Origin of the sequence: Nannocystis sp. RBIL2 (assembly GCF_026626745.1) — a bacterium.
Taxonomy (GTDB): Bacteria; Myxococcota_A; Polyangia; order Nannocystales; family Nannocystaceae; genus Nannocystis.
Map to the genome: position 1 here is coordinate 4571148 of NZ_JAPNJW010000001.1, position 12896 is coordinate 4584043.

Annotated in this window: 9 protein-coding genes; 3 read left to right on the forward strand and 6 right to left on the reverse strand. The window is 69.4% G+C overall.

Annotation, left to right across the window (positions count from 1 at the left end):
• Positions 1–45: 45 nt before the first annotated feature.
• Together OV090_RS17980 and OV090_RS17985 are read right to left on the reverse strand one after the other, a co-directional pair.
• The gene (locus OV090_RS17980; protein ID WP_267704948.1) at positions 46–636 is read right to left on the reverse strand and encodes a hypothetical protein; all 591 of its coding nucleotides are present in this window, start codon (positions 634–636) and stop codon (positions 46–48) included.
• A gap of 188 nt (positions 637–824) precedes the next feature.
• A protein-coding gene (locus OV090_RS17985) for an IS3 family transposase (protein WP_267704949.1) occupies positions 825–2005 on the reverse strand; the annotation gives its coding sequence in 2 pieces (ribosomal slippage) (positions 825–1750 and positions 1750–2005; 1182 coding nt in all).
• A gap of 478 nt (positions 2006–2483) precedes the next feature.
• Here OV090_RS17985 and OV090_RS17990 point away from each other — a divergent pair.
• Positions 2484–2804: a hypothetical protein gene (locus tag OV090_RS17990; protein WP_267704950.1), complete on the forward strand. Its 321-nt coding sequence runs from the start codon at positions 2484–2486 to the stop codon at positions 2802–2804.
• A 199-nt stretch (positions 2805–3003) separates the two neighbouring features.
• Positions 3004–3171: a hypothetical protein gene (locus OV090_RS17995; protein WP_267704951.1), complete on the forward strand. Its 168-nt coding sequence runs from the start codon at positions 3004–3006 to the stop codon at positions 3169–3171.
• Positions 3172–3496: 325 nt separating this feature from the next.
• Here OV090_RS17995 and OV090_RS18000 read toward each other — a convergent pair whose 3' ends face one another.
• The 3 genes from OV090_RS18000 to OV090_RS18010 form a co-directional block, all read right to left on the reverse strand.
• On the reverse strand, positions 3497–5062 hold the full coding sequence (locus OV090_RS18000; RefSeq protein ID WP_267704952.1) for a serine/threonine-protein kinase: 1566 nt from the start codon (positions 5060–5062) through the stop codon (positions 3497–3499).
• A gap of 183 nt (positions 5063–5245) precedes the next feature.
• A complete protein-coding gene (locus OV090_RS18005) occupies positions 5246–6709 on the reverse strand; it encodes an ABC transporter substrate-binding protein (protein ID WP_267704953.1) in 1464 nt (487 codons plus the stop codon).
• A 207-nt stretch (positions 6710–6916) separates the two neighbouring features.
• On the reverse strand, positions 6917–7834 hold the full coding sequence (locus tag OV090_RS18010) for a hypothetical protein (protein WP_267704954.1): 918 nt from the start codon (positions 7832–7834) through the stop codon (positions 6917–6919).
• Positions 7835–7940: 106 nt separating this feature from the next.
• Here OV090_RS18010 and OV090_RS18015 point away from each other — a divergent pair, with 106 nt between their 5' ends.
• The gene (locus OV090_RS18015; protein ID WP_267704955.1) at positions 7941–11189 is read left to right on the forward strand and encodes a serine/threonine-protein kinase; all 3249 of its coding nucleotides are present in this window, start codon (positions 7941–7943) and stop codon (positions 11187–11189) included.
• A 572-nt stretch (positions 11190–11761) separates the two neighbouring features.
• On the opposite strand, the gene OV090_RS18020 is transcribed toward OV090_RS18015, so the two are convergent.
• The gene (locus tag OV090_RS18020) at positions 11762–12778 is read right to left on the reverse strand and encodes an ADYC domain-containing protein (RefSeq protein WP_267704956.1); all 1017 of its coding nucleotides are present in this window, start codon (positions 12776–12778) and stop codon (positions 11762–11764) included.
• Between the last annotated feature and the right edge of the window lie 118 nt (positions 12779–12896).

Consider the following 12896-nt stretch of genomic DNA (forward strand, 5'->3'; position numbering starts at 1 on the left):
GTGCGTCCTCGTCTTCTCGCAACTGGAAAGTCGTTCCGCCTCCCCTCAATTTCGGTCGGCGGCCATGAGGCCTTCGCTCGGCCCTCGTCCGCTCGAGACGGCCATCGCTCCTCCGGCGAGCGCCTTGCCCGCCCCGGCCCCTTCGAGGTGCGAGCGAAGCAGCCGCCGCTGCCACCACCCGAGACCGAGCGACATGGCGACGACCACCAGGAATGACCCCAGCACCACTCTCCAGGACGGATAGAACGCCGACATGAAGAAGACGAACTCGAAGCTCATCTGGGCGATGCCCTTCGCCCAGCCGAACAACCGCGCGAAGGCGTAGTCCCAGAACTCGGCCGTCGCCACGATCGGCGGCTTTCGCTGCGGCTCGCTCGCAAGGGCGAGCGAGCCCGGCGCCTCGGATGGGACTTCGGACGAGCGGAGCACGCACCGGTGGCGACGTACGAAGTATCTCCGGCTCCACCGCTCCACGAGGCCGGCCCAGACCGCCATGAAGACGAGGCAGCCGAGCCCGTTTTGCCACCAGGGCAAACCAAGGGTACGCAACCAGTCATAGAACAGGACGGCGGGGAACCAGAAGACGAACGAGACGGGAGTCAGCGCCGCGAGGTTCCAAAACGGCTGGGTCGGCAAGAACCCCCACCGCTGCGCGGGCAAGGGCCGGCGCGAGGGCGTCAGTCGCTGCTGCAACTCTACTGCCTCACGCGAACTCACTTGTTCCTGGCCTCCCATCATCCTCCGTCCGCACGACGACCGAGACCTGACCGACCTTCCTTCAACACGAATCAGCTGGGATTGCCCCGAAAAAGTGGACACTTTGCTTATGCCGCTCGAGTCTGCGCCTGCTCGGCGTAGAAGCTCTCCTCGTAGGCGATCGGGGTCGAGTAGCCGATCGACGAGTGGCGACGCTGGCGATTATAGAACACTTCGATCCACTCCGATATGGTCGTCCTCGCATTCTCGCGGGTGAGGAAGATCGTGCGGTGGACGAGCTCGGTCTTCAGCGTGCTGTTGAAGCTCTCGGCGACCGCGTTGTCCCAGCAGTTGCCCTTGCGGCTCATGCTGCACGTCATGCCTGCCTGGCGTAGGGCCTCGCGGTAGTCGTCTGCGGCGTACTGGGAGCCGCGATCGGAGTGGAAGACCAGCCCCTCGTCGGACGGCTCACGGTGTCCCAGAGCGGCCCTCAGCGCGCCGAGGACCAGCTCCGTGCGCATGTGGTCGGCCATCGACCAGCCGACCACGCGGCGCGAGAACAGGTCGATGATCACCGCGAGGTAGAGCCAGCCCTCGAGGGTCCACACGTACGTGATGTCGGCGACCCAGGCCTTGTCGGGCTTGCTGGCGGTGAAGTTGCGATCCAGGACGTTGTCGGCCACGGGGAGTCTGTGGTTCGAGTCGGTCGTCCTCGTGAATTTCGGCCTACGACGGCCCTGGATCCCCTCTTCGCGCATGATCCGGGCGACTCGCTTACGACTGACCTTGCGGCCACGTCCTCGTAGTTCGCTGCGGACTCGCGGGCTCCCGTAGGTCCGCCTGCTCGCGGCATGGATCTCCGCGACCTCCTGGGCGAGCGCCGCGTTCTCCTGCGCTCTCGCCGATGGTTCACGTGTCTTCCATGCATAGTAGCCGCTCCGCGAGACCTCGAGGCTCTCACACATCATACTGACCGGGAAACTGGCCTCCTCCGCCGCGATGACCTGGAAGACGGTCACGTCTCCCTGGCGAAGAAGGCCGCCGCTTTTTTTAAAAAATCGCGCTCCATCTCGACCCGCTTCAATTCCTTGCGCAACCGGACGAGCTCGGCCCGCTCATCCGTCGTCAGCGGTCCTCGCGGGGCCGGGCTCTGGTTGATCTCTTCCTGCCTTGTCCAGTTCCTCAGCGCGCTCACCGTCAGGCCCATCTCTTGGGCCACCTGCGTGACCGATTTGCCTGAATTCTTCACGATCTTGACCGCTTCCGCCTTCTGCTCCGGCGTGAATGCTCTTCGCTTCTTCTTGCTCATGCCCTTCAACCCTCTCTACTCCGGACTCATCGAGGGTGTCCACGAGATCGGGGCAGCTTCAAGCCCCCGAGCTCGTCGTCAGCGCCTGACGGCCAGCCAGAGGTCCTCGCCGATCGCAGCGGACGCAGGAGCGGCCGCGAGGGACGACAACGAGGGCGCGACGGCAACGGCATGAACCATGCCCCTCCATACTGCGCCTGCAGATCGCCGCGCGCGCACGTATGCAGGAGCGCCGTATCTGCGTGGCGCCTCAAAGGCGGCCAGATCTGAGCGAAGAGGCGGAGACAGCGACCGCGGCTCGGCGGGACCGCTCGCGTTCGCCGCGACCCTGTTGTCGTCCGCTTGTGGTCCGCCGAGCCTTTGCCATGACGAGACATATGCTCACCGAATTCTTCGTCACCGCCTCGCTCCTTGCGGCGTCCGCTGCCATTCCCGTGCCCGCCACGCCGGACGAGTTTTCGGACCGCCTCCAGGCGCCGTGGACTTCTCGACCGACGCGGTGACCGCCGCCGTCGACCTCTCCGAGGGTGTGCACATCGATATCGACTACGAGCTCGCGGGCGTCGGGCACGTGAGGCTCGCGGCGCATGGTGAGCTCGACGGGCAGGCGGCCGTCATCCTGCTCGTGGACGACACTACCATCCTCGACTTCGGCGGCGAGTGGACCGAGCTGCCCGAACAGACCTGGAAAGCATTCAATACCGATTATCTGGCAACCCTCGACCCCGAGGAGGCAGTTTCTCTCTCAACAGCCTCGTCCAGGTCTGGACCACGACGGAGGTCGAGCAGGCGCTGGTAGACGCCGCGGAGGCGGCGCCCCCGCGCTCGGTGATATGCGATGTCGCCGGCGGAATCAGCGCCGGAACGATCGGGGGAACGACCGGCGTCGGCTGCTGGTGGTTCTCCAAGAAGCTCGGTACGTGCAAGACCGTCGCAACCACCGTGGGCGGTTTCGTCTTCAACTACATCAAGGACAAATGCGAAGGTGCGCAGAATTAGTGCCACTCAAGGCACCGCTACCACCGCAGCGACTTGGCTTCCTGCCGACCGATGCGTTCTGGGAGCTGGCCATCTGCACGCCGCTCTTTTCGCTGAGCCTCGTGGGCTATTTTTTCCTACTCGCGGCGCTCGCCTGGCTCCTCGGCATCAGCGGATTCACGTGGTAGCAGCATGTGCTGCTGGCCTGCACCCTCAGCGAGGTCTGGAGCGGCATCTTCGAACTCGGGTGTCGGCGAGTGCTACGGCGACTGAACAGGGCGCGCCTTCCAGCCTGATTTGAACGCCCCTCCGTGCGGGCCCAAGCTCGTCACGAATCTCGAAGTGGGCCGGCCACTGCGGCTCGTGGACCGGCTCGATACCGATGCGCGAGCCCGGGCGACCAGCGACAGCGACGAACCGAGCCCAGGCGCGAAGCATGTCCATCGCGCCATGCTCCCGAAGACATGTCCCAGGGAACATGCCCCCGCGGGCATGTCCCTTCGACCACGCCCCCTACTTTTTAAAGGGGTTCTTGATCTCTTCGTCGCCCTCGTCGGGCGCCGCTGCCTCGACCTTCGTCTCGGCCTGGGGCTTGTTCGGCTTCTTGTCGGGCTTCGGCTTCGCTTGCGTGTGCGCCGGCGCCGGCGTCGGCGTCGGCGTCGGTGCGGCGGCCTTGACCACCATCTGGCGCTCGAAGGTCTTGTCCTGGTTGGGGACGACGTCGATCACCTGGTCCTCGTAGCCGGGGGCGCGGAGGATGAGGTTCATCTTCTCCTCGGACTTCACGACCTCGACGCCGTCGGGGTCGTTCGTCACGCCGAGCTGGCCCTGGTCCTCGGCGGCCAGGATCTGCGCCTGTACGCCGGGGGTCGTGATCTTGAAGCGGACGCGCTCGGCCTCCGGCGCGACGACCTTCTGTTCGACCACCGGCGTCGGCGCCGGGGTCGGCGGGACGATCACCGGCGCGGCCACGGGGGCTGGCGGGAGCTGGCCGCCGTCGACCGGCACCATCGCGTAGACGACCGCGCCGACGGCCACCACCGCCGACAGCACGCTGAGCCACACCCAGCTGCGCTGCTGCGCCGCGGGCACCGCGTTGAAGCGGGCGGTGACGGGGCCCCAGGGGGTCTTGATCTCCTCGTCGACGACGGTGACCGGGCTCGCGCCGGTGCCGACGGCCTCGACCGCGGCGGCCATCTCGTTCATCGACTGGAACCGCAGGCTGCGGTCCTTCTGCATCGCCTTGAGGATGATCGCGCCGACCTCCTCGGGGATGTTCGGGTGGCGGATGTCGGGCACCTCGAACATGTGGCGGTTGAGCACCTCCATCATGGTGGCGCCGGAGAACGGGATCTTGCTGGTGAGCAGCTCGTAGAGCAGGACGCCGAGGGCGTAGATGTCGCCGCGGTGGTCGACCGACTGGCCCCACCCTTGCTCGGGGGACATGTACTCGGGGGTGCCGACGACCACGCCGCTCTGGGTCAGGCCCTTGGCGTCGGGCTCGTGGTTGAGGACCTTGGCGATGCCGAAGTCGAGCACCTTGACGTGGTCGACGGTGCTGCCGCGCTTGACCAGCAGGATGTTGCCCGGCTTGATGTCGCGGTGCACGATGCCCTGCTCGTGGGCCGCCTGCAGCGCGCTGCAGACCTGCAGCAGGATCGGCCGCGCCCGCTTCCACGCCATCGCGCCCTCGCCGAGCACCTGCGCCAGGTCCTTGCCCTGCAGGTACTCCATCACGAAGAACGGCTGGCCGTCGGGCGTCTTCCCGAAGTCCGTGATCTCGACCACATTGGGGTGGTTGATCATCGAGGCCGACCGGGCCTCGCGCATGAAGCGGTCGACGTGGTCCTCGCGCAGCGACAGCTGGGCGCTCAGCACCTTGATCGCGAACTTCTTGAGGATCGTGGTGTGCTCGGCGAGGTACACCGCACCCATGCCGCCGTCGCCGATGCGCTCGAGCACCTGGTAGCGGCCGAGGAGCAGCGTCCCGACGAGGTCGGCGCCCATGCCGGAACCGCGTCCGGCGTCCCCGGAGTCGCTGATGGACGTGGCGATGCCGGCGGCCGACGTTCGGACCATCGTCTTCGGAGTCTCGATACCTGCCACCTTCAGCTCCCGGCGCCCTTCAGCCTACACGAGGAAACCAAGTCGGCGAGCCCGCCGCAAAAAATCCGCCCGCGGCCGCCGACCTCGGCCGAGCCGTCCTGAACCGTACGCCGGAGGCGATGGAGCCAGCGATTGCGGACAGTCTCGCCGCCTGGCTCACATCTCCTCCATCGCCGTGTCGAACCGAAAGCCGCCGCCCCCGTCGGAGACGATCGTCCAGCGGATCACCGGCGCCGTCGTCTCCTCCGTCATCGGGTCGTAGTCCAGCTCGCCGGAGGCGCCGCTGACGTTGATGCTGCGCTTGGCCTTGAATGCGGTCTTGATGCCGTTCCAGGTCGTCGACACGATGTCGTAGGTCTCGCCGGCGCTGATCTTCGTCAGCCCCTCGGCCATCGCCGGGCCCTCGATCTTCTGGTCGTTCTGGAAGTACGACCAGGCTGCGCCGTAGATGGCCAGCCACGTCGCGTCGTAGGTGTGCGACGAGTACGACGCGTCCGTCGCCAGCTCGGGGAAGGTCGCGTTGTAGGTGGTGTTGAAGAACTTGAAGACCTGGCGCGCCGTCGGCTCGCCGGGGAACACGCCGCGGACGTTGGGGTACAGCGCGGCCGCCTTGAGCTGCGTCTGCTTGATGACATCGCCGTTGTAGGCGGTGTCGCCGAAGAACAGCTTGACCTCGGGGTCGGCGTAGAACGGGTTGGCGGCCGCCGCATTGAGGAAGCTGGTCACCTGGGCGACGTCGGAGGCGATGAAGACGATGGCGAAGTTGTCGGGCGTCCCGGCGCCGTTGGCGATCTCGACCACCTTCGTCGGGATCTGGCTCGGATCCTGGTACTCGTCGAGCTCGATCTTGTCCTCGAAGTTCTTCTGCAGCTCGATCGCCAGGCCCTTGCCGTAGGTGTTGCCCTCGTAGACGACGACGGCGTTGGTGATGACCTCGTCCTCCATGTACTGGGCCAGCTTGGCGCCCAGCACCGAGTCCGGCGGGGCGGTGCGCCAGAACAGCCCCGGCTTGTCGGTGTCGATGCTGGTGAGGCTGGGGCTGGTCGCCGACGGCGAGACGATCAGGGTCCGCTGGGCGTGCTCCGACTTGGCCAGCTCCTTGTAGACGGCCTCGGCCAGGCCGGAGGTGCCGGGGCCGACGATCGCCGGGGTGCCGAGCTGGTCGACCAGGTACTTGGCGGCCTCGACCGCGGCCTCCTCGGACGAGAGGTCGTCGATCTTCGCGTTCTGCTGGTAGTCGCAGTGGACGATGGCGAAGCTGCGATCGCCGAGGCCGCTCATGTTGGCCTCCATCACCGCCAGCGTCGCCGCGTTGACGAGGACCCGGTCGCCCGTGCTCTCGGTGTGGTCGAACAGCGAGCCGAACACGATCGCGTCGCGGTACTTCTCCGGCGCCTCGAGCAGGTCGACCGGGAACACCTCCTCGCAGCGCTCGAACCCCTCCGACTTCTCGCACAGCTCCTGCTCCCCGCACGCGTACCCGAGGCCGAAGGCGCTGCGGCAGTCGGCGCTGCTCGAGCAGGGCGCGTAGTCGACGCTCGAGACCGCCGAACAGCCGAGAAGCGCCGCGAACGCGGCCGACGACGCCGGCCCGACGCGCCGAGAGAGGAGGTGCTGCATCGGCGGCATGATATGCCAGAAAACCGGCGACTTCCTACCTCCGCCTGCCCCCTCCCACCGTGACCCGGCACGCGCCGGGACCGTTCAGTTTCACGGGCAACGTCCGTATTTACACCGTCGCGGACGGCTGCTCCCGCGGCCTTTGCAGGCCGGCGGCGCGAGCGCGCGCACGCCGTCGAGGCCGCCTCGGCGAGCGGGGCGCGGGCCTCATTCTGGTTTTTCGGACATGTTTTCAGGGACATGGCTCGAAGGCCATGGCTCGGTCGGCGCGGTGGCCTCGGCCACCAGCGCCGCGGCCTTGAGCGCCCCCTCGAGCGCGCGCGACCCCTGCAAACGATCGCCGGCGGCGAGGTGACCGGCCGCCGCCGACCTGAACCAAGGACCAGCCGCCTCCGCAGCCCGCCACGCCCGCGCCCGAGCCCGCGCCGCGAACACCTGCGCCTGCTCGACCCCCGCGGGCCCCGTCGCGGCCCCCTCGTCGGAATGCGGCCCGGAGCCCACGACCGCCTCGCTGCCAGGCAGTCGTGCACGGCTTGCTGCTCCCTCGGCGGCGTGCTGCGGCGAATCACTCGCACCCTCGCGGCGCTCCGTCGCCTGGCCGTCCTGGCCGCGAGCCTTGGCCTCCTGCAGCGAATCACTCGCGCCGCGCCCGCCCTCGCCGCGAGCGTTGGCCGTCGGCGACGAATCAGTGGCGCCGACGAGGTGGTTGCTCACTCCAGAGTTTCGCGGCGCATCGATCTCGGCGCGCTCGCGGCTGAGCGCCGCGCGGCGCCAGTGATGGGCCGCCTCGAGGGCGCTGCGGCCCTCCGCCAGCCGCGACGCGCCGACCTCCTCCTCGGTGAGGCTGGTCGGTCGTCCGGGGTGACGCGCCCGCACGGCCTCGATCTCGCGCTCGCGGTCGCCGGCGATCTGGTCATAAAGCGCGGCTGCGGTCTCGGCGGCCGCGGCGGCCCGGGCGTGGGCGTCGGCGTGGACCGCTTGCGCGGCGGCCTGCGCTTGCTGCTGCAGCGCGGGCGTGATCTCGCCGGTGGCCGCGAGCCCGAGGCGGCGCTGCAGCGCCTGCACCGCGGCGCGCGTGGTCGTGACGTCGTCGACCTCGGCGAGCACGGCCAGCGCATCGAGCACGCAGCGGACCGCGCGTCCGGCGGCTTCTGGAGCGAGCTGCGATGCGGTGGGCTGTTGCGCCTCGCTCAAGTGTCCTCGGCGGGCGTGATGGTACACTGCCGGCCCGTTGGAGTCCAAGGAGCCCACCCGCCCGACCCTGGCCGCGAGCGTCAGCTTCGACCGCACTCTGGCGGGTCCGGCCCAACCGACGCGACCGCCGACCCTCGTCGACACCCGCGCCGAGACCTTCGCCGGCGATCGCCGTTCCGGCGCGGCGGACCGGCAGATCCAGCACGGCCAGCTGATCGGCCGCTACATGGTCCTCAGCCCACTGGGCTCCGGCGGCATGGGGGTCGTCTACGCGGCCTACGATCCGCAGCTCGACCGCAAGGTCGCGCTCAAGCTGCTGCACCCCGAGGCGGTGTCGGCCAGCGGCGCGACCCAGAGCAAGATCGACGGCCAGGAGCGGCTGCTGCGCGAGGCCCAGGCGATGGCCCGCCTGCACCACCCCAACGTCGTCGCAGTGCACGACGTCGGCAAGTACGACGAGCGCATCTTCATCGCCATGGAGTTCGTCGAGGGCGGCACGCTCAAGCAGTGGCTGCGCGCCCGTCCGCGGACCCGGCAGGAGGTCCTCGCGGTGTTCTGCCAGGCCGGCCGCGGCTTGCAGGCCGCGCACGAGGCCGGCCTCGTCCACCGCGACTTCAAGCCCGACAACGTGCTGGTGTCCGACAAGGGCCGCGCGCAGGTCCTCGACTTCGGGCTCGCCAAGCAGACCGAGGACGGCGAGAGGCCGCTCCCCGAGCGGCCGACCACCGGCGGCAGCGTGTCCCTCAACACCGCGCTCACCCAGGTCGGCGCGATCCTCGGGACCCCGGCGTACATGTCCCCCGAGCAGCACCTCGGCGAGGCCACCGACGCCCGCACCGATCAGTTCAGCTTCTGCGTCGCCCTCTACGAGGCGCTCTACGGCACCCCGCCGTTCCACGGCGACAGCATGGCCGCGCTGGCCACCGCGGTGCTGATGGGCGAGGTCGCCGAGGCGCCGCGCGAGTCGTACGCGCGCGTGCCTCCGTGGCTGCGCAAGATCTTGCTGCGCGGCCTGGCCGTCGACCCGGCCGAGCGCTACCCCTCGATCGCCGCCCTGCTCGACGACCTCGCGCGCGACCCCAGCTCGCAGCGCAAGCGCTGGCTGCTGGCTGTCGGCGCCGCCGCGGCAGTGGCCCTCGGCGCGGCCGGGTGGGCCCAGCTGCGGGCCCAGACGGACGCGCTGTGCGAGGCGGCCCGCGACGAGCTGCAGGGCGTGTGGGACCCGGCGCGCAAGCAGCAGGTCCAGGCCGCGTTCGCGGCCGCCGGCGACCCGGCCTTCACCACCCAGACCTGGCGCCGCGTCGAGGCCGCGCTCGACCTCTACGCCGCGACCTGGACGTCGACCCAGATCGTCGCCTGCCGGGCCACACAGGGCGGCGCCGGCGTCGACGAGCTCGGCGGCCTGCGCAGCGCCTGCCTGGCCCGCCGCCTCAACGAGCTGCGCTCCGTCGTCGACGTGCTGGCCCGCGCCGACCACCAGGTGGTCGAGCGCGCGGTCAACGTGGTCGCCGGCCTCGGCGACCTGTCGGCCTGCAACGACGAGCAGCAGCTGACCTCCAACGTGGTCCCGCCCCTCACCGAGGCCGTGCGCGCCGAGGCCTCGGCCCTGCGCTCGCGCCTCGACGCCGCCCGCGCCGAGGCCCGCTCCGGCCAGTACGGCCCCGGCCTGTCGCAGGTGCAGGCGGTGGTGGTCGAGGCGCGCGCGCTGGCCTACGCGCCGCTGCTCGCCGAGGCGCAGCTGGCCCTGGGTGACCTCGAGGCCATGTCCGGAAGGGCCCGTGAGGCCGAGGCCGCCTACAGCGACGCGATCCGGGCCGCCGCCGAGGGCCGCCACCCGCGGGCCGCCGCCGAGGCGTGGGTCCAGCTGGTCGACAGCATCGGTGGGCGCCAGGCCCAGGCCGAACGCGCGCTCGGCCTGCAGCTGGCCGCCGAGGCGGCGCTCGCCTGGGACGGCTCCGACCCTGTCCTTCAGGCCAGGTTCCTCACCGCCCTGGCGCGGATCCGCCTCAACCAGGGCGACTCGACCGACGCCGCCGAGCTGGCCACCCGCGCGCTAGGGCTGCTCGAACACCCGTCGACGCCAGCGGCCGGCGGCGACATCGGCCGTCAGCTCGAGCGGGCCAACGTGATCACCATGCTCGGCAAGGCCGCCTACTCGCGCGGCGAGTTCGAGGCCGCCGACCGCCACTACCAGTCGGTCCTGGCGATCCGCCGCGAAGCCCTGGGCCCGGACCACCCGGACGTCGCCTCGGCGCTCAACGACCTCGGCGACAACGACTACGCCCGCGGCCGCTACGCCGAGGCCCGCGCCAACCTCGAGCAGGCGCTGGCGCTGCGGACCCGCGTGCTCGGGCCCGGCCACCCCGACATCAGCAACACCGAGACCAGCCTGGGCGCGCTGTTCTACGCCACCGCCGACTACCGGGCCGCGCGCGACCACTATGCACGAGCCGTCGCGATCCGCAGCGCCGCTCTGGGCCCCGACCACCCGCGCACCGCCGGCGCCCTGATGAACCTCGGCAACGCCGAGATCGTGCTCGGCGACCTCGACCGCGCCTACGAGCACTACGAGGCGGCGCGGGCGATCCAGGAGCGCGTGCTCGGGCCGGAGCACCCCGAGGTCGCCTACTCGCTGACCAACCTCGGGTTCGTCCTGCGCAACTTCACCAAGCAGGACCGCCTGGCCGAGAGCATCCGCTTCTACGAGCGGGCGCTGCAGATCCGCGAGAAGACGCTGGCGCCCGACGACCCGACCATCGGCCACACCCTCGACAACCTCGGCGAGGCCCAGGCGGCCGCCGGCAAGCTGCCGCAGGCGCTGGTGACCCTCGGCCGGGCGCTGCAGATCCGCGAGAAGGCGTTCGGGCCCGACCACCCCGACGTCGCGGCCACACTATTGAATCTCGGCGACGCCACCGCCCGCAGCGGCGACCCGCAGGAGGCGCTGGCGCTGCTGCGGCGGGCCTTGCAGATCCTCGACCGCGCGCTCGGGCCCGATCACCCCGACGTCGGCCTGGCGCTGATCGCCCTCGCCGAGGTCGAGGTCGGCGTCCGCGACCCCGCCGCCCGCGAGCACGCCGAGCGGGCAGTCAAGCTGCTGGAGGCCGCCGCCGACGTGTCCCCCGGCGACCGCGCCCACGCCCAGTTCCTGCTGGCCCGCGCCCTCGACGACCGCGCCCGCGCGCTCGAGCTGGCGAAGCTCGCCCGCGAGAACTACGCCCGCGACCCCAACGCCGACCCGCAAGCGCTCGCCCGCGTCGACGCCTGGCTCAAGGGCCAGGGCTGAGCGGCCCGACGAGGCTCGCCGGAGCCCTGCTCCGCAGCATCTGCTTGAAGAGACAGCCCCGGCGCTGGCGAGCCTCGCCGCGAGCTGTCCCCCATGAACATGTCTCAAAGCCCATCCATGGCCTGAGCGCCCGGCGTGCTCACAGGACCTGTCTCGAGAGACAGGACGCCGCGTGTCGAGCGCCCGGACAACAGGCGCGATGATTCACCGGCCTCTGCAACATGGCCGAAGAGACATACTAATCCTCGACCGGCGCCGAAGACATGCCGCTTCGGAGCATCGACATTATTTTAAAATCGCGAGAAAACTGCGCAAGACGCGTCCGCAGCAGCGTCTCGGCAGCCTGTCTGCCTAATCAGGAGATAATCTGTCTCGATGGACCCAGATAACAGTTACCGTCCATCGAGACCGCGATACGAATAGACAGACATGTCCCTGGGGACATCTTGACGGGAATCGCGGGGGCCGGGCCCGATCGCGCGATCGGGCCCGGCCTCGCGCCCGGGGGCCCCTGGCGAGGCGCGAGCGCAGGGGCCCTCGGGGCAGTGGAAGTCATCGCGGCGGGCGCGGGCTCAGGGCGCCTTGGTCCAGTAGTAGGTGTCGGCGAAGTCGCCGAGCTCGGCGTCCTTGCAGTCCGGCAGCTTCGCACCGTTGCACTCGACGCCGGTGAGCTGGAATTCGGCGCGGCGTGGGCGGGTGACGCAGGCGGCGCCCTTGGGCCCGAACAGCGCCTCGGTCTTCAGCAGCGGATCGGCGAAGGTGTGGTAGCCCCACTTGTCCTCGAGCTCGATCGCCGTGCCGGGCCGGGTCCACGAGTCGCCGTCGCCGCAGTAGTCGGCGCGGATCGTCCGGATCGCCCCCATGAACTCGTAATAGCCGATGTCCCACGGGCGGAAGCCCCACAGCGCGGCCTTGCCGATGCCGCCGTCGAGACAGGCGATGTTGATCAGGTCCTTCTCGTTGTCGACGTAGCCGTCCTTCATGTCGACGCGCAGGTCCTCGTAGACCACCGCCTCGAGGCCCTCGCCGTTGATGTCGCCGCAGGCGCCCAGCATCCCGGTCTCTTTGATCGGCTGGGTCTTCTTGGTGTAGAAGTGCATCCCGTAGGTCGCGTCCTTGGGGTACGCGAACACGTACTTGTGATTGCCGTCGACCGCGTCGTAGCGGTACTTGTCGACGTACATCTTGCGCTTGGCGATGCCGCCGCCGTAGGTGGCGAGGTCCCAGCGCGAGCCGAGGAAGGCCTTGTCCTTGTAGTACACGTCCTTGATCCGGCCGACGATCTGGCCCTTCTCCGACCACACCTCGTCGAGCTTGAGCCATGTGATCTGGTCCTTGTTGACGATCTTGAGGTAGACGGCGACGAGCTGGACGTCCTCGTGGAGCTTGCCGAAGCGGTCGAGCTCGTGCAGCGGGTGATCGCCGATCGCGCTGGTGTTGAGCAGCACGCCTCCGGTGCCGCCGAAACCGCCCGGCCGCAGCTCGACCTCGTCCAGGGCGCCGAACTCGCTGTCAATGGCCTCGTCACAGGCAGAAGCGGCCGAAAGGGACAGGGCGAGGGCGAGGAGGAAGCGAGTGCGGGACATCATGGGCTCCGGTTCGGGGCGTCGCTTTCGCGATTTCCTTACAAGTGATCCGGGCCCCGCGAACAATTGCGGCCGCCGACAATTTTTTCGATTTGCTGGCAACCGCCCGATTTCGTGCGCC

Bases quoted from the DNA above. Each gene is read 5' to 3' on its own strand.
- OV090_RS18000 (WP_267704952.1), bottom strand. From the start codon at position 5,062: ATGGTCCGAACGTCGGCCGCCGGCATCGCCACGTCCATCAGCGACTCC.
- OV090_RS18005 (WP_267704953.1), bottom strand. From the start codon at position 6,709: ATGCAGCACCTCCTCTCTCGGCGCGTCGGGCCGGCGTCGTCGGCCGCG.
- OV090_RS18020 (WP_267704956.1), bottom strand. From the start codon at position 12,778: ATGATGTCCCGCACTCGCTTCCTCCTCGCCCTCGCCCTGTCCCTTTCG.